The 21,868-nt window shown below is 60.7% G+C and carries 16 protein-coding genes; 10 read left to right on the top strand and 6 right to left on the bottom strand.

Annotated features, from left to right (window positions below):
• Positions 1 to 51: 51 nt before the first annotated feature.
• The 3 genes from AC3ISG_RS10230 to alkB all read left to right on the top strand — a co-directional run bounded on the left by AC3ISG_RS10230 (position 52) and on the right by alkB (position 1,325).
• The gene (locus tag AC3ISG_RS10230; RefSeq protein WP_037010615.1) at positions 52 to 357 is read left to right on the top strand and encodes a DUF1883 domain-containing protein; all 306 of its coding nucleotides are present in this window, start codon (positions 52 to 54) and stop codon (positions 355 to 357) included.
• 80 nt (positions 358 to 437) lie between these two features.
• Positions 438 to 617 carry a hypothetical protein gene (locus tag AC3ISG_RS10225; protein ID WP_122534635.1) on the top strand — a complete coding sequence of 60 codons (180 nt, stop codon included), beginning with the start codon at positions 438 to 440 and terminating at the stop codon, positions 615 to 617.
• Positions 618 to 641: 24 nt separating this feature from the next.
• On the top strand, positions 642 to 1,325 hold the full coding sequence (gene alkB, locus AC3ISG_RS10220) for a DNA oxidative demethylase AlkB (protein ID WP_163023040.1): 684 nt from the start codon (positions 642 to 644) through the stop codon (positions 1,323 to 1,325).
• A gap of 723 nt (positions 1,326 to 2,048) precedes the next feature.
• Here alkB and AC3ISG_RS10215 read toward each other — a convergent pair.
• The 4 genes from AC3ISG_RS10215 to gnd form a co-directional block, all read right to left on the bottom strand.
• Positions 2,049 to 3,854 carry a glycoside hydrolase family 15 protein gene (locus AC3ISG_RS10215; RefSeq protein ID WP_489299169.1) on the bottom strand — a complete coding sequence of 602 codons (1,806 nt, stop codon included), beginning with the start codon at positions 3,852 to 3,854 and terminating at the stop codon, positions 2,049 to 2,051.
• A 96-nt stretch (positions 3,855 to 3,950) separates the two neighbouring features.
• Positions 3,951 to 4,769, bottom strand: coding sequence for an HAD family hydrolase (locus AC3ISG_RS10210; protein WP_489299168.1), 819 nt, complete (start codon positions 4,767 to 4,769; stop codon positions 3,951 to 3,953).
• Complete coding sequence (zwf, locus tag AC3ISG_RS10205) at positions 4,766 to 6,289, bottom strand: glucose-6-phosphate dehydrogenase (protein WP_489299167.1); 1,524 nt, start codon at positions 6,287 to 6,289, stop codon at positions 4,766 to 4,768. Before zwf ends, AC3ISG_RS10210 begins: the two co-directional genes overlap by 4 nt.
• Positions 6,289 to 7,266 carry a phosphogluconate dehydrogenase (NAD(+)-dependent, decarboxylating) gene (gnd, locus tag AC3ISG_RS10200; protein ID WP_489299166.1) on the bottom strand — a complete coding sequence of 326 codons (978 nt, stop codon included), beginning with the start codon at positions 7,264 to 7,266 and terminating at the stop codon, positions 6,289 to 6,291. The genes zwf and gnd overlap by 1 nt, the downstream gene beginning before the upstream one ends.
• A 321-nt stretch (positions 7,267 to 7,587) precedes the next feature.
• Here gnd and AC3ISG_RS10195 point away from each other — a divergent pair, with 321 nt between their 5' ends.
• A complete protein-coding gene (locus AC3ISG_RS10195) occupies positions 7,588 to 7,761 on the top strand; it encodes a DUF6026 family protein (RefSeq protein ID WP_122624856.1) in 174 nt (57 codons plus the stop codon).
• A 338-nt stretch (positions 7,762 to 8,099) separates the two neighbouring features.
• Complete coding sequence (locus AC3ISG_RS10190) at positions 8,100 to 9,845, top strand: phosphoethanolamine transferase CptA (protein WP_489299165.1); 1,746 nt, start codon at positions 8,100 to 8,102, stop codon at positions 9,843 to 9,845.
• Positions 9,846 to 9,938: 93 nt separating this feature from the next.
• Here the strand turns inward: AC3ISG_RS10190 and AC3ISG_RS10185 are convergent, their stop codons facing one another.
• Together AC3ISG_RS10185 and AC3ISG_RS10180 are read right to left on the bottom strand one after the other, a co-directional pair.
• The gene (locus AC3ISG_RS10185; protein ID WP_489299164.1) at positions 9,939 to 11,495 is read right to left on the bottom strand and encodes a TerC family protein; all 1,557 of its coding nucleotides are present in this window, start codon (positions 11,493 to 11,495) and stop codon (positions 9,939 to 9,941) included.
• Positions 11,496 to 11,895: 400 nt separating this feature from the next.
• Positions 11,896 to 12,387, bottom strand: coding sequence for a GNAT family N-acetyltransferase (locus tag AC3ISG_RS10180; protein WP_122534629.1), 492 nt, complete (start codon positions 12,385 to 12,387; stop codon positions 11,896 to 11,898).
• Between the two features lie 604 nt (positions 12,388 to 12,991).
• Between AC3ISG_RS10180 and glgA the strand changes: the two genes are divergently transcribed.
• The 5 genes from glgA to AC3ISG_RS10155 are packed head-to-tail and all read left to right on the top strand — an operon-like array spanning position 12,992 to position 21,766.
• Entirely contained in the window at positions 12,992 to 14,578 is a 1,587-nt protein-coding gene (gene glgA, locus AC3ISG_RS10175; RefSeq protein ID WP_489299163.1) for a glycogen synthase GlgA, read from the top strand.
• Positions 14,579 to 14,604: 26 nt separating this feature from the next.
• Entirely contained in the window at positions 14,605 to 16,431 is a 1,827-nt protein-coding gene (gene treZ, locus AC3ISG_RS10170; protein WP_489299162.1) for a malto-oligosyltrehalose trehalohydrolase, read from the top strand.
• Positions 16,421 to 18,493 carry a 4-alpha-glucanotransferase gene (gene malQ / locus AC3ISG_RS10165; protein WP_489299161.1) on the top strand — a complete coding sequence of 691 codons (2,073 nt, stop codon included), beginning with the start codon at positions 16,421 to 16,423 and terminating at the stop codon, positions 18,491 to 18,493. The genes treZ and malQ overlap by 11 nt, the downstream gene beginning before the upstream one ends.
• On the top strand, positions 18,490 to 21,276 hold the full coding sequence (locus AC3ISG_RS10160; RefSeq protein ID WP_489299160.1) for a malto-oligosyltrehalose synthase: 2,787 nt from the start codon (positions 18,490 to 18,492) through the stop codon (positions 21,274 to 21,276). Before malQ ends, AC3ISG_RS10160 begins: the two co-directional genes overlap by 4 nt.
• 16 nt (positions 21,277 to 21,292) lie before the next feature.
• Positions 21,293 to 21,766, top strand: coding sequence for a DUF2934 domain-containing protein (locus AC3ISG_RS10155; RefSeq protein ID WP_489299159.1), 474 nt, complete (start codon positions 21,293 to 21,295; stop codon positions 21,764 to 21,766).
• Positions 21,767 to 21,868: the final 102 nt, after the last annotated feature.

The raw sequence follows: 21,868 nt of genomic DNA, 5'->3' as shown, positions 1-21,868 counted from the left end.
TCGCCGTGCTATCGTTTCGGGTTTTCGAGAACGCTGTCTCCGGAGACACCCATGAAATTCGTTCACCAGCGCGAGCATCTCAACGAAGACGACATGGTCGTCATCGAGTGCTCCCAGCTTTGCAACATACGCCTGATGAGTGATGCCAACTTCCGCAGCTTCAAAAACGGCGGCCGTCACACCTACCACGGGGGCGCATTTGATCGTTTCCCTGCCAAGATCGCGGTGCCCAGCACCGGCTTCTGGAACATCACCATCGACACCGCCGGCCGCAAACTCGACAGCCATGGCGGGCGCAAGACTGCCTTCACCCATTCGATCAAAATCGTCCGCCGCTCGTCCTCGCGTCTGAGCTGATGCGCCATTGAACACCGGCTGGCGTGAAAGCTTCGTGTTTTTTTCGCGGTCATCCGGTCAGCGTTTCCAAGGAGTCAAATGTGAGCACCCCTGCCCCCGTCGTCAAATACGCCATCAGCTACAAGCTCAACGGCGAGCGTCGTTTTGAATTCGCCCTGTTGCAGTCGCCTTCCGCCGATGAGGCGTTGGCGGCTCTGCAGAAGATGCACGGTGACAGCGCCGATATCATCAGCGATGTGAAGGTCAGCAAGGCCCTGTAAGCGAAATCTGAACCGGGGAAGCCCATGGTGATGCAGCGCAAAGGCACGACGCCGGCCACGTTCGATCTGTTCGCGGAGGATACCCCGCAAGCGCCCTCACGGGAGCAGATCGGGCCGGAGTCGTTCGTGTTCCGTGGCTTCGCCCTGCCCTTTATCAAGCGTTTACTGCCTGCGCTGGAGTCGGTTCTGACTCAGGCGCCGTTCCGCAACATGGTCACGCCCGGCGGTTACACGATGTCGGTGGCGTTGAGCAGTTGCGGGGAGTTCGGGTGGACCACTGATCGCAGTGGCTATCAATATTCTCCGAACGATCCTCTTACAGGTCAGCCGTGGCCGGCGATGCCCGACGTGTTTCTGGAGCTGGCGGTGGCGGCCGCTTCAGAGGCGGGGTTTGCGGCCTTTGTGCCGGATGCGTGCCTGATCAATCGTTACATTCCCGGGGCCAAGATGTCGCTTCATCAGGATAAGGATGAACGCGGTTTGGAGTGGCCGGTGGTGTCGGTGTCGCTGGGGTTGCCGGCGATGTTTTTGTTTGGCGGGCATCAGCGCAGTGATCCGACCGAGCGGGTGCCGTTGTTTCATGGGGATGTGGTGGTGTGGGGCGGGGTTGATCGTCTGCGCTTTCATGGGGTGATGCCGGTTCGGCAGGCGGAGCATCCGCAATTGGGGGAGCAGCGGATTAACTTTACGTTTCGCAAGGCGCGGTGATTGGGGTTTACGTCTACAGATCAAGATCAAGGGCGTCTGCCTGGGGGCAGACTGTTTCGCCTTCGGCGACTTACTTTTGAAAAGCACCAAAAGTAAGCAAAAGTGCCTGCTCTCGGTTGGGCCCTTCGTTCCTCAGGGTTCCTTCACTCCGGCCCCGCTCCGTGGGCCCGCGCCGAACGGGCATCCATGCCCTGACGGCGCTCTCGCCGCATCCATGCGGCTCGGCCCACTGCGCGAGACCTGCGTTCAGCCTGCACCCAAGTCGCGATTGTCGTCGCCTGGGCGTTATGTGTTTGAAGATCAACATCAAAAGCAGATCAACAGCTTCCCGGCTGAAGCCGGTCCCACAGAGTGCGCCGCCAATCTCAATGACTGCACGCGCTGCTTTTTTAGTGGGACCGGCTTTAGCCGGGAAGAGGCCGGTGTGGGCACTCTCAATCCAGCGGTGTGATTCCGACGCCTTCCCCGCTGATGCCATTTCCGCTATGACGGTGTGGCCGCGCGGCTCTTGACGGGGCAGACGACTCGGTGAAGATGTTGATCGTGCCCACGCTCCGCGTGGGTATGCATCCTCGGACGCTCCGCGTCCATCTCAGGCTGAGGCCGATCCAGCTGGCTGCACGAATTCTTGGTAGGACCGGCTTGAGCCGGGAAGAGGCCGGTGTGGGCACTCTCAATCCAGCGGTGTGATACCTGACGCCTTCCCGGCTGAGGCCGGTCCCGCTAGGACGGTGTGGCCGCGCGGCTTTTTACGGGGCAGATGACGCGGTGAAGGTTCAGGGCGGTGTTGATGATGCCGATGTGGCTGAAGGCCTGGGGGAAGTTGCCGAGCATGCGGTTTTGCTGGGGGTCGTATTGTTCGGCGAGGAGGCCGACGTCGTTGCACAGGCTGCACAGGCGTTCGAAGAGGAGTTGGGCTTCTTCGTCGCGGCCTTGGAGCACGTAGACGTCAGCCAGCCAGAACGAACAGACCAGGAAGGTCCCTTCGCTGCCCGACACGCTATCGGTGCTGCGTTCGCTGTCGTAGCGCAGCAGCAGGCCGTCCTTCATCAGCGACTGTTCAATCCGTGTGACGGTGCCGGTGACGCGGGGGTCGTCGATGGGGAGGAAGCCGGTCAGCGCGATCTGCAGGAGACTGGCGTCCATTTCCTGGCCGCCATAGGTCTGCACGAAGCTGCCCAGCGCGGCGTCGTAACCGTTGGCGCAGACGTCGGCGTGTATCTCATCGGCGACCGCCCGATAATGCCGTCCCCGCTTGCGGTCTTCAGGGTTCTCGCTGTGCGCAAGCACACCGGCATTACGATCGAACGACACCCACGCCATGACTTTGGAATGGGTGAAATGCCGCGGTGCCGAGCGGATTTCCCAGATGCCGGCGTCCGGCTGGTGCCAGACCTTTTCCAGAAACGGCATGATCACTTTCTGGATTTCCGTGCTGCGCGGTAACGCCGGCAAACCGTTTTTGAGTGCCTGGGTCATGGCGTCGGCCACTTCGCCGTACACGTCAAGCTGCACCTGACTGGCCGCGCCATTGCCAATCCGCACGGGACGTGACTGCTCGTAACCGGCCAGCCAGGGCAACTCATACTCCAGCAAGCGCCGCTCGCCCGCCAGGCCATACATGATTTGCACCTGCTCCGGATTGCCGGCGATGGAGCGCAGCAACCAGTTGCGCCACGCGGTCGCTTCTTCGAAGTAACCGAGGTTCATGAACGCCAGCAAGGTCATGGTCGCATCGCGCAGCCAGCAGAAGCGGTAATCCCAATTGCGTTCGCCGCCCAGTTGCTCCGGTAACGAGGTGGTCACCGCCGCGACAATCCCGCCGGTTGGCGCGTAGGTCATGGCTTTGAGGGTGATCAGCGAGCGCTTGACCTGATCCGTCCAGGGACCGACATCGGGACAACGGTCGGAAAAATCACGCCAGAACCTTTCGGTCTGTTGCAGCGCCGAGTCGACATCAAAGCCCGCGCGGACCGGCTCGTGGGAGACCTGCCAGGACAGCGCAAAACCCAGGCGCTGGCCGGCTTCAACGCTGAAGAAACTCTCGGTGTGATGGTCCATCGGGTGCAGTTCGGCGGGCGTGCGCAGCACCAGCATGTCCGGTCCTGCAACGGCGGTCATGGTGTGCGGCTCGCGTTTCTCGACCCACGGCACGGTGCTGCCGTAGTCGAAGCGAATCGCCAGATCCATAGAAAAATCCACACGCCCTTCCACGCCAACGACGATCCGGACCACGCTGCTGTCGATTTCCATGGGCATGAAATCGATAAGCAGCGCCTGTCCGGTGTCGGTAGTGAAAAGGGTTTCGAGAATCAGTGTGCCGTCCCGATAGCGACGGCGTGATTGCGCACTGCCGTCCACCGGGGCCAGCTTCCAGCGCCCGTTGTTGCTGTCGCCCAGTAGCGCGGCAAAACAGGCGGGCGCATCAAAGCGCGGGAAACACAGCCAGTCCAGCGACCCGTCGCGGGCCACCAGCGCTGCGGTCCGACAGTTGCCGAGCAGCGCGTAGTCTTCAATCAACACAGCCATCGGGCGGTTATCCCTCTTGGTGAGCACTTTATTCTTGTTGTCCGCCGCGCCCTCGAGTGGCGATACCCGTGAGCAGCAGCGCAACCGCTGCCCCGATTATCGAGGCAGGATGTATCGCTCGATGGCCTTGGCCAACCCGTCATCGGCATTGCTGTCGGTGACGTAATTGGCCTGAGTCTTGACGCCGACTTCGGCCTGCCCCATCGCGATCGACAGCCCGGCGCGCAGGAACATCGCCACGTCGTTGCCCGCATCACCGATCACTGCCGTGTGGGACAGCGGCACCCCCAACGCATCGGCCAGCGTCTCAAGGGCTGTGCCCTTGTTAGCGTCCAGCGCGGTGACGTCCAGGTAGTAGGATTGCGAACGCGCTGCCAGTGCGGACTTGGCAATCAGCGGGTTGAGTTGGACCTCAAGGCGCTTGAGCAGCTCGAAGTCCTTGCTCGCCGCGACGATCTTGTCGATGCGGTCCAGGTAGTCGTCGAAGCTGTCGACCTGAACGAAGTCATAGCCCAGCGTGTTGCGCTCATGCTCCACGTAATACCCTTCGGGATTGAGCAGCAGCCACTGGTCATCCGCAAACACCCAGACCGCCACCGCTTCGCTGGCGAACAGCTCAAGGCTGGTACGCGCCGCGGTGGCAGGGATGCGGTGAGCCTTCAACAGGCTGCCGTCCGGATTGATGATGTTGGCGCCGTTGAACGCCACGGTCGGCAGTTTGATGCCAAGGGCCTCGATCTGTTGACGCATGGCCCGTGGCGGACGGCTGCTGGCGACCGAGAAATGAATCCCGGCCTCCTGCAGTTTGCGCACCGCGTCGATATTGGCCTGGCTGAGGCTGTGATCGGGGTGCAGCAGCGTGCCGTCGATGTCGGACAACATGAACTGGATGAGGGGTTGCGAGACCTCACTCATCCCAGACGCTGCCATGTGCGACCGTCACGGGCCAGCAACTCATCGGCCTCCGAGGGCCCGTCCTCGCCTGCGTGGTAGAGGTCCACTTGCGGATCCTTGGCCCAGGCATCAATGAACGGTTGCACGGCACGCCAGCCGTTCTCGATGTTATCGGCGCGCTGGAACAGGGTCTGGTCGCCGGTCAGGCAGTCGTAGATCAGGGTTTCGTACCCGGTCGACGGCTGCATCTCGAAGAAGTCCTTGTAGGCAAAACCCAGCTCGATGGTCTGCATGTCCAGGGTCGGACCGGGCTTTTTCGCCTGCAGATCAAACCACATGCCTTCGTCAGGCTGGATCTGGATTTTCAGGAAATTCGGCGCGACGCTGTCGACATCGGTGTCACGGAACTGCGCGTAGGGCGCCGGCTTGAAGCAGATGGCGATCTCGGTGTCGCGCACGCTCATGCGCTTGCCGGTGCGCAGGTAGAACGGCACGCCCATCCAGCGCCAGTTGTCGATCATCACCTTGAGCGCGACGTAGGTTTCGGTGTTGCTCTCGGGATCGACACGGTCTTCCTCGCGGTACCCGGTGACCGCCTTGCCATCGATGCTGCTCTCGGAATACTGACCGCGCACCGAGTTGGCCAGCGCTTCCATTTCCGACCAGGGCCGGATCGCGCCGACCACCTTGGCCTTCTCGCCGCGCACGGCATCCGCGCCGAAAGCAGCGGGCGGTTCCATTGCCACCATCGCCAGCAGCTGGAACAGGTGATTGGGCACCATGTCCCGCAGCGCGCCAGTGGTTTCATAAAAGCTGCCACGGGTTTCAACGCCCACGGTTTCGGCCGCGGTGATTTGCACGTGGTCAATGTAATGGTTGTTCCAGAACGACTCGAACAGACCGTTGGAGAAACGGCTGACCAGAATGTTCTGCACCGTTTCCTTGCCCAGATAATGGTCGATCCGGTAGATCTGCTTTTCGCTCATGACTTTCAGCAAGCAGTTGTTCAGCGCCACGGCGCTGGGCAGGTCGTGGCCGAACGGCTTCTCGATCACCACGCGACGGAAGCTCTCGTCGTCTTCGACCATCAGCCCGGAAGAGCCCAGACGCTGGGTCACTTCACTGAAGAAGCGCGGCGCGGTCGCGAGGTAGAACACGGCGTTGCGGGTGCCCGTGCTCTTGATCTTTGCGTCGATGTCGGCATACGTGGAGTCGTCGAGGAAATCACCGGTGATGTAGGTGATTCGCTTCGAGAGGCTGCCCCACAGCGCCGGATCCAGAGGCTCTTCGCCGCCCTGAGCGACCTTGCGGGCCGCCTCCTGACGAATGAAATCCTCGAGCTTTTTGGCAAAATCGGCATCGCTGACGGTGTTGTGGTCAACGCCGACGATGTGCAGGTCCTCCCCCACCAACCCGTCGCGAAACAGGTTGTAGAGGGCCGGCATCAGCAGCCGTTTGACCAGATCACCATGGGCGCCGAAGAGAAACAGCGTGGTCGCCGGAGCGACCGGCGCATTCTGCTTGCTGCGGGACAGACCCATTATTTTGGTTCCTTATGACCACCGAATCCGAAACGCATGGCGGACAGCATTTTGTCGCCGTACGTGCTTTGTTGACGGGAGCGGAAGCGGGCGAACAGCGAGGTGGACAAGACCGGAACCGGTACCGCCTGTTCCATGGCCGCTTCAATGGTCCATCGGCCTTCACCGCTGTCGGCCACGGAGCCGGAATAGGCGTTGAGCTGTGGGTCGGTGGCCAGCGCATCGGCGGTCAGGTCCAGCAGCCAGGAGGACACCACGCTGCCGCGACGCCAGACTTCGGCGATGTCGCCCAGGTTCAGGTCAAAGCGCTGTTCAGCCGGGAGGTTGTCCGAATTCTTGGTCTTGAGGATGTCGAAGCCTTCGGCGAAGGCCTGCATCATGCCGTACTCGATGCCGTTGTGAATCATCTTGACGAAGTGCCCGGCGCCCGGCGGGCCGGCGTGGATGTAACCGTGCTCGGCGCGCGGATCGGCGTCTTTGGAACGATCTTTGGTGCGCGGGATCTCGCCGATGCCCGGGGCCAGGGTCTTGAAGATCGGGTCGAGGCGCGTGACGACGTCGGTTTCGCCGCCGATCATCATGCAGTAGCCGCGTTCCAGACCCCAGACGCCGCCGGAGGTGCCGACATCGACGTAGTGCAGATTTTTGTCTTTCAACGCGAGGGAGCGACGGACGTCATCCTTGTAGAAGGTGTTGCCGCCGTCAATGATCACGTCGTCGGCATCGAGCAAAGACGCCAGCTCGTTGATGGTGTCTTCGGTTGGAGCGCCAGCAGGCAACATCACCCAGACGGCTCGCGGTTTTCCCAGGGCAGCGACCAGTGACGCGAGGTCGTGGGCTGGTGTCGAACCTTCGTTGGCAAGCGTGGTGCGAGACTTCTCATCGCGATCATAGACCACAGTCGTGTGGCCATTGAGCATCAGTCGACGTGCGATGTTGCCGCCCATGCGGCCTAGTCCAACAATCCCGAGTTGCATGTAGAGGTGCTCCTTAATCAAATTCAGAGGTGCCTCAGTTTATAGCCCAGTGCCGCATAGTGGGTTAGTCCGGGGAGGCAAACTATGGTTTCCCGGTGAAAAAAGTTTCATGTGCAGGTTCGCAGAGGTCTGCAAGACTGCCCTATGGAGCAGGTTTTCGCGATCAAGAAACGTTCGCGACAATCATAAATAAAAAAGTTCCTTTTTTACGCAAAAGAAATCAGAATCCCGGCCGATAGAGGTAGTGAGCAGGACATGCCGAGTAGCAGACGTCCTTGCTTGAACCTTATGAAGTTGAACCCGCCATTTGCGAGGTGTGCAATGGGCACAGTAATGACAGCCAATGCTCCACAGACCCTTTACGTCACCATCCGTCGTGACGAGCTGCGCCAGCTCAGGGAAGAACGCGCCGTATTGCAGAACAAAGTCGCCCAGCTGACTTCGATGCTGCAGCACGCCCAGCTCATCGGCAGCGGCACGGCCCTGCACGCCTGACCCGCGACGCTCCTTCGCCACGCATTACCAGGCAAGCCCGATTTGCAGGCTTGCCGGCGCATCGTTCGATTCCTTGCTTGTGTCTTTATAGTGCCGCACACCTGGCACGCATTTCGACCTTCGTCGGACCCGACACACGCTGTTACGTTCCCCGCCCCGCTCTGTCGTGCGCGTTTGTAGCAGCTTTTTCCCGTCTCACCACCCTCCCCTGACAAAATTTTCACTCGCCTGAAAACATAATCCCGACCCTCAACGTATAGGTTGCTGGCCAATTGCTGGCACCTGAATGAATTCGGGCGATGTTTCGTCGCCTGAAAAAGTCTGTAGCGGAGCGCCTGATGGCAACGATGAAACGGAGCACTGCGACTCCGAAAGGGTTCGACTGGGCCGGCGTGATCTGGATGTTTGTGTTTTTCTGGTACTTCTCCGGTATCACCCAGCTGCTTATCCAGCTCACCGGCATCACCGGTTTTGCCGGCTTCCGCCAGGCATTCGTCATCAGCGGCATCTGGCTCGCGCCCATGTTGCTGTTTCCCCGCAAGACCCGCGTCATGGCCGCCGTCATCGGCGTGATTCTGTGGGCCTGCTCCATGGCGAGCCTGGGTTACTTCTTCATTTATCAGCAGGAGTTTTCCCAGAGCGTCATCTTCATCATGTTCGAATCGAACATTTCTGAAGCCGGCGAGTACATGACACAGTACTTTGCGTGGTGGATCGTACTGGCGTTCATCGCCCACACCGCTTTTGCGATTTTCCTGTGGACACGCCTGCGTCCGGTGTACATGCCGCGCCCGCGCGCCTACGCCGTTGCAGCGGCGCTGTTGATCGGCATCATTGGCTACCCGCTCGCCAAACAGTTCGCGCGGTTCGACGAAGCATCGACCGCACTGGAAGCCTTTGAATCACGCATCGAGCCGGCGGTGCCATGGCAGATGATCGTTGCCTACCACCGTTACACCCAGCAACTGGACGGCATGCAGGACATGCTGACCAGCAGCAACAACATCGCGCCGCTGAAAAACCTCAAGGACCAGCAGGCCAACCTGCCGACCACTCTGGTGCTGGTGATCGGCGAGTCGACCAACCGCGGCCGGATGCACCTCTATGGCTACCCGCGCCAGACCACACCGAACCTGGACGCCATGAAGGATCAGCTGCAGGTGTTCAACAACGTCATCACGCCACGGCCTTACACCATCGAGGCCCTGCAGCAGGTACTGACCTTCGCCGACGAAGAGAACCCTGACCTTTACCTGAAGACGCCATCAATCGTCAGCGTGATGAAACAGGCGGGTTACAAGACCTTCTGGATCACCAACCAGCAGACGATGACCAAGCGCAACACCATGCTCACCACCTTCTCCGAGCAGGCTGACGAGCAGGTCTATCTGAACAACAACCGTAATCAGAACGCCCGCCAGTACGACGGCGACGTGCTGGCGCCGTTCGCCAAGGCCCTGACTGACGCCGCGCCGCGCAAGTTGATCGTGGTGCATTTGCTCGGTACGCACATGGCCTACCAGTACCGTTTCCCGGAGGAGTTCGCGAAATTCAGCGGACGTGACGGCGTGCCGGCGGACATTGATGACAGCAAGCTGGAGTTCTACAACAGCTACGACAACGCGGTGCTGTACAACGATTTCGTGGTGTCCAGCCTGATCAAGGAGTACGGCAAGGCCGACCCGAACGGCTTCCTGCTGTACCTCTCGGATCACGGCGAAGACGTCTATGACTCGCCAGGCCGCAACACCCTGGGCCGCAACGAGAACAAGCCGACCATCCCGATGTACACCGTGCCCTTCATTGCCTACGCCTCGCCGAAGTGGAAGCAGACCCATGACTGGAATTTCGAGAGCATCCACGATCGGCCTTACACCAGTTCGAACCTGATCCACACGTGGGCGCAACTGGCGGGTTTGAGCTTTGATGAACTCGACACCACGAAAAGCCTGGTCAGCCTGGACTTCAAGGCACGGCCCCGCTTGATCGGCGACCCCTACGCGCCGAAAGGCCTGAGTGATTTTGCCCACATGGAGAAAGCGGCCAGCCAGCCCGGCGCGATGCCCGAGGTGGTGCAGAAGTAGCTGAAGCGAATGAGCGTTCGCTGCAAACGAAAAGGCCTGCGCAATGCAGGCCTTTTTTGTTTTCGTGTCGGGAAGCTTATGCGTCAGCGACGATCATGAAGAAGGCGTCTGGCGCAACAGCACCCGGGTCACCCGCCGCTCCTGCACGTGCACGACCTTCATGTGCCAACCCTGCCACTGCACCTCATCGCCGATTACCGGCAATCGATCCAGCAGGCTCACCACCAGTCCGGCCAGGGTCTGATAGTCGTCCGTCGCCCGCGCTTTGAAGCCGATGCGATCGCGCAAATGACTCAGGTTCATGGCGGCATTGACCAGCACGCCCTCGCCTTCTTCGATCAAGTCCGGCCCCTCGATCTCGCTGGCGTCCGGCAGTTCGCCGGCGATGGATTCGAGAATGTCGGTCATGGTCAGGATGCCAGCGAAATCGCCGAATTCGTTAATCACGAACGCAATGTGCGTGGACTGCGCGCGCATCTGTTCCAGGGCGTTGAGGATCGAGAAGCTCTCAAGCAGGTTGAGCGTCGGTCGGACCAAGTGTTCGATGTTCGGCTCGACGCCGGACAGCCAGGCGTTGAGCATTTCCTTTTTGTGCACGAAGCCCAGCGGCTCGTCGATGCGCCCGCCGCGGATCAGCGGCAGCCGTGAGTACGACGAGCTGACCAGACGCTGGCGAATGCCGTCCGGCGTGTCGTCCAGATCGATTACGTCGACGTCGCTGCGCACCGTCATCACACCGCGAATGGGTCGCTGCGCCAATTGCAGGACGCCGCTGATCATCACGCGCTCACGGCGGTCGAACACCACCTCGTCGCTGTCGCCCTCGAGCATGTCGGCGATTTCCTCACCGACCTCCTCTGCGCTCGGCCTGCGCCCACCCAACAGGCGCAACACGGCATGGGCGGTGCGCTCGCGGCGTGGCAGGTCGCCTTTGACGCTGCGTTTACGCCGTGCCCGGGCGATCTGGTTGAACACCTCGATCAGGATCGAGAAACCGATGGCGGCGTACAGATAGCCCTTGGGAATATGGAAACCCAGTCCGTCGGCGGTCAGGCTAAAGCCGATCATCATCAGAAAGCCCAGGCACAGCATGATCACCGTCGGATGGGCGTTGACGAAGGCGGTCAGCGGTTTGCTGGCAATGATCATGATGGCGATCGAGAAGACCACGGCGATCATCATGATCGACAGTTCATCGACCATGCCCACGGCCGTGATCACGGCGTCCAGGGAGAACACCGCGTCGAGTACGACGATTTGCGCGACGATGGGCCAGAACAGCGCGTAGGTCGTGCTGCCGGCGCGCTGAGTAACGTGGCCTTCGAGGCGCTCGTGCAATTCCATGGTCGCCTTGAACAGCAGGAACACACCGCCGAACAGCATGATCAAGTCGCGCCCGGAGAAGCTCTTCCCGAAAATCTCCAACAGCGGCTCGGTCAGCGTGACCATCCACGAAATGCTCGCGAGCAGGCCCAGACGCATGATCAAGGCCAGCGACAGGCCCAGGACACGCGCGCGGTCGCGCTGCTCGGGCGGCAGCTTGTCGGCGAGGATGGCGATGAAAACGAGGTTGTCGATGCCAAGCACCAGCTCAAGCACGATCAGGGTCAACAGGCCAAGCCAGGCCGTGGGATCAGCGATCCATTCCATGGGTCAGCGCCCCTTCACAGTCAATGGGACAGACACGAAAAGGCCCGACGTGCCGGAGGGCAGGTCGAGCCAGACAGAAATTTTGTTTAGACGGGATAAAGCGAGGTGAACACCTGCAACCCTGTATGAAGGGAATCGGCGACTGGGAGGTTCCAGAGAGAGCGACATGTGAGTCCTGAAAGCAATACGGAAGGCGATCCTATCGCGCTCCCGGAATCGTCTTACAGGACAGAACTGTTACAAATGGTTTGGAAGGTGTTGCCTGGGCAACAACACAAACACCGCGGGTATTGAGTGGGACCGGCTTTAGGCGGGAAGTCGTTGCGTACCACGCCGCAAAATTGAGGGCGTTCAAACCGGCCTCTTCCCGGCTGAAGCCGGTCCCACTGACAGCGCTTCGCTACAGCGCTTTCTGCCAGAACAACGCGCGGCCCATTTGCGGGTCCAGCTGGTAGTCGGCGAAGCCGAGCTTGCGGTAGGCGCCTTTGGCCGCTTCGTTGCCTTCCAGTACTTCAAGGGTGATTTTGCAGCAGCCGCGCTGACGGGCGATTTCCTCGACCTTTGCCAACATCTTCTGGCTGATGCCCTGGCCTCGCGCCGAGGCGATCACCACGACATCATGAACGTTGACCAATGGCCGGCAAGCGAAGGTCGAGAACCCTTCGAAGCAGTTGACCAGTCCAACCGGCTCGCCAGCGATGAACGCCAGCACGCTGAACGCATGGGGGCGCTTGGCCAGTTCAATCGCCAGTTGCTGACGCGTATCAGCAGACAGTGACTGTCCACCTCCCATGGCATCTTCGGCGTAGTGATTGAGCAGGAATCCGATGGCTTGGGCATGTACCGAATTGCTGTAGCTGGCTTGCAGTACCAGAACCTCAGGGGCTTGCATTGACTTCCTCTACCGCTGATGAAACCTCAACAGGCGCTCGACTCAGTGTGCCGACGTGCCGCGTGGCGGCGATTCTAACGCTCTGGCCGAAAAAATATCCTTATACGGAAGTAGGAAATGTCTCTGATGGGGCAGGAATTTATCCTGCACGCACTGAGAAAAGGCAACTCGGCCAGATTGTTCTTTCCTCGACCCATAAAAGCGCAGGGGCCGGTCGGGAGTAGACCATTGGCCCGTTCATTGTCCAACAATCCGACCGGCGGCACCCCTGAATAAAGGCCCAGACCCCATGCTCCACAACGGCGCATTCAGGGCGTTGCAGATCGATGCAGTGCCTCGGATTCTACGATGCACCCTGGCGCAACCCCGCGGGCCAGAGATGACACCCAAAAATAGTCGAAACTTCTGCGTGGGCGCAGAGGTCATGTGAATAGAGCAACTATGCTGTAGAAAAATCGAAGCAGAGTCCGCTTTCACCTTGTCCCTTAATGTGCAGTCGGTAAATGGGTATCGATCTTGCGTAGGTCTTGTGTGCCTGGCCATAGGGAATGGCCGTTTACAACCAAGTGCTGTACCAACACTGCATATCGAACTGGAGAAAACGATGATTAGTGCCGCTGTCAAAACCCAGAAGGGAGAGAGTTTTAATCAGCCGGCCAGCGAGCTGACCCATCTGCCGGTCTTCGCAACGACGAGCGCACCTGTGCTGCAACTGCCTCCTGTTCAACCAGTGATTTCTTCGGTTACCCGCAAGAAAGTCCTGTTCGTGACTTCAGAGATGGCCGACCTGGTGAAAACCGGCGGCCTGGGCGACGTGTCTGCCGCACTGCCGCGCGCCATGCGCCACCTGCACGATGTACGCGTGCTGATTCCCGGCTATCCACAGGTCATCAACAGTGGCAACCCGATCCACATCATCAGTGAGCTGCCCGGTCATGCCGCGCTGCCTCCCTGCAAGATCGGCCGGATGGACATGAAAGACGGCCTGGTCATCTACGTCCTGATCTGTCCCGAGTTGTATGAGCGTGAAGGCACGCCCTACGGTGACGATGACGGTCGTGATTGGTCCGACAACCACATTCGCTTTGCCCGCCTGGGCCTGGCGGCTGCCGACTTCGCAGCTGGCGCGGTCAAGACCCAATGGTGCCCCGAGCTGGTTCACGCCCACGACTGGCCAGCGGGCCTGGCGCCGGCGTACATGAAATGGCGCGGGCAGACCACGCCGTCGATTTTCACCATTCACAACCTGGCGTATCAGGGCTTTGTGAGCATTGCTTCCAGCCGTGAGCTGGGCATTCCCGACTCGGCATTGAGCCCGGAAGGCATGGAGTTTTACGGTCAACTGTCGTTCATCAAGGCCGGCATGGCGTACTCCAGCCATATCACGACCGTGAGCGCGACCTACGCCAAAGAAATCACCACCCCTGATTTCGGTTGCGGCCTGGAAGGTTTCCTGCAGAGCAAAGCCGATCGCGGTCAGCTCAGCGGCATCCCCAACGGCATCGACGAGAGTTGGGACGCTGCCACCGACGAGCACCTGATCTGCCGCTTCGCTCCGAACGAGTGGACCCGCAAGGAAATCAACGCTGACTACGTGCGCGAGCTGTTCGAGCTGGAGCCGTCCACCGGCCCGCTGTTCGCTGTGGTCTCCCGTCTGGTTTACCAGAAGGGTCTGGACCTGACCATCGGAGTTGCCGAACACATCGTCAACAACGGCGGGCAGATCGCGATCATCGGCCGCGGCGAGCCTGAAGAAGAAGACGCCATGCGTGAACTCGCCGCCCGTTTCCCGGGCCAGGTCAGCGTTCGGGTGGGCTTCAACGAAACCGACGCACGTCGCATGTTCGCCGGCAGTGACTTTCTGCTGATGCCGTCGCGCTACGAGCCCTGCGGCTTGAGCCAGATGTACGCGCAGCGCTTCGGCTCGCTGCCGATTGCACGCCGCACCGGCGGTCTGGCTGACACCATCGAGGACGGCTGCACCGGTTTTCTCTTCGATGAATCCACCGTTGAAAGCTACAGCGAAGCCCTGACCCGTGCGTTCAAGGTCTTCGAGAGCCCATTGCTGCTTAACGCCATGCGTTGCCGCGCCATGGCCGCTCCGTTCGATTGGCACAAAGCGGTAGAACCCTACGCTGATCTGTACCAGGAGCTGCTGAAGAAAAACGCAGGTGCGGCTCTGCACTATTGATTGCACAACTGATTAAGGAATGACGGATGCCTTCGCGCACGGATCAAAACTGGCGCCACGGCGCCATCATGCTGGATTCACAACACACCCGGTTCGCCCTCTGGGCGCCGGATGCCAAAAGCGTCAGCGTCGAATTCGAAAACGGGCCTGCCCAGGCCCTTCAGTCAGAGCAGGACGGCTGGTTCGTCCTCGACACCGACTGCGGCGCCGGCACTCGTTATCGCTTCAACGTCGCCCTCGATGGACGAAACAACCTCACCGTTCCTGACCCGGCTTCCCGGGCTCAGGACGGCGACGTGCACGGCTACAGCATCGTCGTCGACCAGGCCGCCTATCAATGGAAGAACACCGAGTGGCAGGGACGGCCCTGGCACGAGGCGGTCATTTATGAGCTGCACGTCGGTGCACTGGGTGGCTTTGAAGGCGTTGAACAGCGCCTGCAGCATTTGGTGGACACCGGGATCACCGCTATCGAGCTGATGCCCATTGCGCAATTTCCGGGTGATCGCAACTGGGGCTACGACGGCGTACTGCCTTACGCTGCGCAGTCTTCCTATGGCACGCCCGAGCAACTCAAGCACCTGATCGACACCGCTCACGGTCTGGGTCTGGCGGTCATTCTCGACGTGGTCTACAACCACTTCGGCCCGGACGGCAATTACCTCGGCGCCTACGCCAAGCACTTTTTCCGCAGCGACAAGAAGACGCCGTGGGGCGACGCGATCGATTTCCGCCGCCGTGAAGTACACGACTTCTTCATCGACAACACGATGATGTGGCTGCAGGACTACCGCTTTGACGGCCTGCGTTTCGACGCCGTGCACGCCATCGAAGACCCGACCTTTCTGCAAGACCTGGCAGAACACGTACGCGAGACGATTCCGTCGGAGCGTCACGTCTGGCTGACCCTTGAAAACGAATTCAACGAAGCCAAGCGCATGGATCAGGGCTACGACGCCCAGTGGGATGATGACGGCCACAACACGCTGCACGTCCTGCTGACCGGCGAGACTGACGCGTACTACACCGACTTCGCCGAAAAACCCACGCAAAAGCTTGCGCGTCTGCTGGGCGAAGGCTTTGTCTATCAAGGCGAATCCACCCGTCATGGCCACGCCCGGGGCGAACCGAGCGGCCACCTGCCGCCAACCTCCTTCGTGTTGTTTCTGCAGAACCACGACCAGATCGGCAACCGGGCCTTCGGCGAACGTCTGGTGCAACTGTGCCCGCCCCAGGCGTTGCAGGCGGCGACCGCGCTGTTGCTGCTGTCACCGATGATCCCGCTGATGTTCATGGGCGATGAGTGGGGCGCAAGCGAGCCGTTCCTGTTCTTCACTGACTTCCATGACGAGCTGGCAGACGCCGTGCGTGAAGGACGCCGGGGCGAGTTCAAGGATTTCGCCGCGTTCAAGGATCCGGCCAAGCGCGAGCAGATCCCTGATCCCAACGCGCTGAAAACCTTCGAGGCCTCGCGCCCGGCGTTCGATGCGTTGCTGCTGGAAACCGACAAGGGTCAGGACCATCGCAACTGGCTTGAGCTCTACAAAACCTTGCTGCACATTCGCAAGACCGAGCTCTACCCTCGCCTGCACGGCGCCAGTGCATTGGGCGTGAAAGAGCTGGGCGACAAAGCCGTCAGCGCACGCTGGGAACTGGGCGACGGCAGCGAGTTGCGCATCGACCTGAACCTCAGCGCCGAATCGGTCGAGACTGACGATTTCACGGCTTACCGAGTGCTTCATCAATCACACGTCAAGTCCGCAGAACTTTCCCCCTCCGCCACCCTCAATCCCTACACGGCCATTGTCAGCCTGAAATCGAGTGACGTTGTGGAGGAACAGGATGAGCAATGAGCAACTGGAAACGCTGGCAGCCCAGGCGGGCCTGTCGGTTGACTGGAAGGACGCCAACGCCAAACCGCAACACGTAAGCCCCGAGGTCCTGCGCAAGGTGCTCGGCGGTCTGGGTTACCCCGCCGATACCGAACAAGACGTCGAGGCCAGCCTCAAACGCCTGAACGAAGAAAGCCAGCCGGCCACTCCGCCACCGTTGATGACCGTCGACCATGGCAAGGATCTGGACCTGTCGAGCTGGTTCGCGCCAGCCACCGCGTTCAAGCTGACGCTGGAAGACGGCTCGCTGCTTGAGGCGAAGCTGACCGACAAGGCCGCCCTGCCAGGGCTGGCCGCCGTTGGCTATCACCAGTTGGACGTCGATGGCCAGCAGTTGACCATCGCCGTCGCGCCGAAGACGTGCTTCAGCCTGACCATGGCTGGCAAGCAAGCGATTGCCCGCGACTGGGGCCTGACCACTCAGCTGTACTACCTGCGTCGCGAAGGCGATGGCGGTATCGGCGACACCCAGGGGCTGGAAGCCTTCGTTCGCGACGCCGGCACGCGTGGCGCGTCGGCCGTGGCAATCAGTCCGGTCCACGCGATGTTCTCCAACGACAGTGAGCGCTACAGCCCGTACTCGCCGTCCAGCCGCCTGTTCCTCAATGCGCTGTACGCAGCGCCGGGCACCATTCTAGGTGACCGCGCGGTTGAGCTGGCAATCGAGAAAGCCGGATTGGCCGACGAGTTCAAGCGTCTGGAATCTCTTGAGCTGATCGAATGGCCCGCCGCAGCCAAAGCAAAATATGCCCTGCTGCGTGAGTTGTATGCCGGTTTCATCGGCAGCGATCACCCCTTCCATGAGGACTTCAAAAGCTTCCGCCGTGCAGGCGGTGAAGCCCTGGAAAACCATTGCCGTTTCGAAGCCTTGCGCGATGCGGGCGACGAATTGGGCATCGGTGGCAACTGGCATGAATGGCCGGAGCAGTACAAGAATCCGAAGAACCCTGCTCTCGACGCCTTTGCCGCCAAGCATGAGAAAGAGATCGGTTTCCATGCTTTCGCCCAATGGCTGATCGCTCGCGGCCTTGAGCGCGCGCAGACCGCTGCCCGTACAAGCGGCATGAGCGTCGGCCTGATCGGTGATCTGGCGGTAGGCGCCGACGGTGCCGGCAGTCAGGCTTGGAGTCGTCAGGACGAGCTGCTGTCGGCACTGACCGTGGGCGCGCCGCCGGACATTCTCAATCGCTCGGGTCAAAGCTGGGGGATCTCGGCGTTCTCGCCGACGGGCCTCAAGCGCAACGGCTTTCAGGCGTTCATTGAAATGCTTCGCGCCAACTTCGCCCACGCCGGTGGCCTGCGCATCGACCATGTGATGGGGCTGCAACGCTTGTGGGTGGTCCCGATGGGATCACCGGCGAGTGAAGGCGCTTATCTGAACTACCCGCTGGACGACATGCTGCGCCTGTTGAGCCTGGAGTCCTGGCGTCATGAGGCGATCGTGCTCGGCGAAGATCTCGGCACCGTGCCAGAAGGTCTGCACGAGAAATTGTCCGAGCGCGAGATTCTCGGTATGCGCGTGCTGTTGTTCGAACAGGATGACGCGACGTTCAAGCCCATCACGAAGTGGTCCAGGGACGCGCTGGCGACCACCAGCACCCACGACCTGCCCACCCTCACCGGCTGGCTGAGCGAGCTGGATGTGGACTGGAACAAGAAGCTTGGGCTTGTCGATGACGAAGCCGAGCAAAAAATGCGCGACGGCCGCGACCGGGAACGCAAGGGGCTGATTACAGCGCTCAAGCAGAACTACACGCTGCCAAGCGATGCTGCGCAGGACGTCATCGATTACAGCATTGCGTACCTCGGCCACACCCCGGCACCGCTGGTGCTGCTCCCTATCGAGGACGCCCTCGGCATCGAAGAGCAGGCGAACTTCCCCGGCACCATCGACAGCCACCCTAACTGGCGACGTCGGCTCAACGGCGACAGCGGTTCACTACTGGACAACGCCGATGCAGCGCGACGTCTGAAAATTCTGGCAGCGGCACGGCAACAAGCCGCGGAGCGTGATCAAAAATGAGTACCCCTCTTAAATCCCTGCGCGCCACCCAGCGCCTGCAGTTTCACAAAGACTTCACGTTGGACGACGCCACCAGGCTGGTGCCGTACTTCGCCAGCCTCGGCATCAGCCACATCTACGCCTCGCCGCTGCTGAAAGCCCGCGCCGGTTCCATGCACGGTTATGACGTGGTCGACCCACGGGTGATCAACCCCGAACTGGGCGGCGAGCCAGCGTTGCTGCGCCTGGTTGCGGCGCTGCGTGAGCACGGCATGGGCCTGATTCTCGACATCGTCTCCAATCACATGGCGGTCGGCGGCAATGACAACCCGTGGTGGCTTGACCTGCTCGAATGGGGTCAACGCAGTCCCTACGCGAAGTTTTTCGACATTCAGTGGAATTCCCCGGACCCGCTGCTCAAGGGCCAACTGTTGCTGCCGTTCCTGAGCACCGACTACGGCACCGTCTTGCAGAACGGCGAAGTGCCCCTGCGCTTCGATGCTGAAAATGGCAGCTTCCATGCCGAGCACTATCAGCATCACTTCCCGATCAACCCGGCCACGTATGCGCCGCTGTTGAAGGCGGCGAAACGTCCCGAACTGGACGAACTGGCCCAGCGTTTCGCGGAGCTCGATCACTATCCTCAGGCCTACGAGCGTGCCCGTCAGGCCAAGGCGGAGCTGGCCGAAGCGGTCAAAGCCAAGCCCGAGCTGGTCAAAGCCGTGGAAGAAGGCCTGGCCGATTTTGATTCCAGCAAACCGGAAGGCTTCGATCGCCTGCACCGTTTGCTTGAGCAGCAGGATTACCGTCTGGCCAGCTGGCGTACGGCGGGCGACGACATCAACTGGCGGCGCTTCTTCGACATCAACGAGCTGGGCGGCCTGAAGGTCGAGCGCTCGCAGGTGTTCGAGGCCACCCACGGGAAGATTTTCGAACTCATCGCCAAAGGCCTCGTGGACGGCCTGCGCATTGACCACATCGATGGCCTGGCCGATCCGCGCGGTTACTGCCGCAAGCTGCGCCGTCGCGTCGACAGCCTGATGAAGCTGCGCCCGGCGGGCACTGAAGTGGATCGCCTGCCGATCTTCGTCGAGAAGATCCTCGGCCCTGATGAGCAGCTGCGCACTGACTGGAACGTCGACGGCACCACCGGTTATGAATTCATGAACCAGGTGTCGTTGCTGCAGCACGACCCGAAAGGCGAAGCCGTGCTGGGCGAGATGTGGAGCCGCATCAGCGGGCGCACGGCCGACTTCAACAAGGAAGTGCTGGAAGCCCGCGATCTGGTCCTGCACGGCACCCTGGCGGGGGATTTCGAGAACCTGGCCCAGGCGCTGTTGCAGGTGTCCCGCAGCGACGTGATGACCCGCGACCTGACCCTCGGTGCCATTCGCCGTGCGTTGCTGGCGCTGGTCAGCAACTTCCCGGTTTACCGCACCTACCTGAACGCCTGCGGCCGTTCTGCTGAAGACGAGCGTTTCTTTCAGCAGGCCATGGACGGTGCACGCGAAATGCTCAGCGAAGGCGATTGGCCGGTGCTGGACTCGCTCAAGCTGTGGCTGGGTGGCGAGAAGCTCCGCGACTACCCGACGGGCCCGCTGCGCGAAATGCGCCGCAAGGCTGGCAACCGTTTCCAGCAGTTGACCTCCCCAGTGGCGGCGAAGTCGGTGGAAGACACCTCGTTCTATCGCTCTGCCGTGCTGCTCTCACGCAACGACGTGGGCTTCCATCCGCAACATTTCAGTGCGCCGGTGGAGGCGTTTCATAAGGTTTCCATCGAGCGTCACAAGAGCTTCCCGAACAACCTGCTGACCACCGCGACCCACGACCACAAGCGTGGCGAAGATACCCGCACCCGTCTGGCCGTGCTCAGCGAACTGGCGCCCTGGTACGCCGAGCAGGTCGAGCGCTGGCAGCAGCTGTCGGCGCCGCTCAAGGCGGGTGAAATCCACATCAGCCCGGGTGACGAGCTGATGCTGTATCAAGCGATTATCGGCAGCTGGCCGCTGGATCTCGAAGGCGAGCCGGCTTTCGAGGACTACGCAAAACGCCTGACCCAGTGGCAGGAGAAAGCCCTGCGCGAAGCCAAACTGCAGAGCAGCTGGAGCGCGCCCAACGAGGCGTACGAGACCGCTTGCCGCGAGTTTCTTCAGCACGTGCTGCTGAACGCCGATGGCCTGGCACTGCGTCAATCCATCGGTGCCACGGCTAATCGCATCGCGACGGCCGGCGCGCTCAACAGTCTGGCGCAAACTTTGCTGCGAATGACTGCGCCCGGTGTGCCTGATCTGTATCAGGGCACCGAGTTCTGGGACTTCAGCCTGGTGGATCCGGACAACCGTCGTCCGGTGGATTACCCCGCTCGCGAACGTGCGTTGCAGGCGTCCGTGCCGGTCGCCGAGCTGTTGAACCAGTGGCACGACGGCCGGATCAAACAGGCGTTGATTGCCCAGGTGCTTAACTTGCGCAATGAGCATCCCGCGCTGTTCAGTGAAGGCGAATATCTACCCCTTGAAGTGGTGGGTGAAAAAGCCGACCACGTCATCGCTTTTGCCCGGGTGACGAAAGAGATGCGGGCTATTGTTGTGGTTCCGCGCTTGCCGGCTGAACTATTGGGCACTGCGCAAACTCCATTCATCAATGCAGCAAATTGGGGCGATACACGAATCAACCTGCCGTTCGCTGATTCACATCCAAATTGGAAGGGACTTTTTTCACAGGCTACAGTCACATCCAGCAAGGAAATGTTGCTCAGCGCAGCGCTCAAGGAAATTTCTGTAAACCTGCTTATACAAACCTTGTGATACCGGGAGTGTCGAGATGAGTGCCGACGATAAAAGAATCAGCGAGCTTGCCCACCAGATCTGGGAAACGGAAGGCAAGCCACATGGGCAAGATGCCCGCCACTGGGAAATGGCTAGCAAGTTGGCCGCCGCCGAGGCGAAGTCGCCTAAAAAACCGGCTGCTGCTAAGACGGCGAAGTCCAAGCTTGACGGCAAGGCGGAGCCCAAGGCTGCCGCCGCCAAACCTGCTCCTAAGGCTGCTGCAAAACCGGCTGCGAAGTCTGTTGCAAAGCCTGCAGCCAAATCTGCAGCCGCATCAACAGCAAAATCAGCAGAGAGCTCCGCTGATCAGGCTGCAGCCAAGCCCGAAGCAAAAGCTGACGCCAAGCCAGCAGCCAAGGCGCCTGCGAAGCCCAAGGCGGCTGCAAGCGGCGCCGATGCTGCTAAACCGGCCAAGCCGGCCGCCAAGTCTTCTGCCAAGAAGCCTGCCGCGACCAAGCCTGCATCTTGATGACACACCGTAACGCGTCACTGCTGCGCAGCTAACACCCCTACCGCAGGGTCCGACTCACAACCGTCGTCACCCTGCGGTAACTTTCAAACCTGTTGCATC

This window comes from Pseudomonas sp. GL_135, from assembly GCF_057834665.1.
Note: the sequence above shows the minus strand (reverse complement) of the source record. Positions and strands in the feature narration are given on the sequence as shown.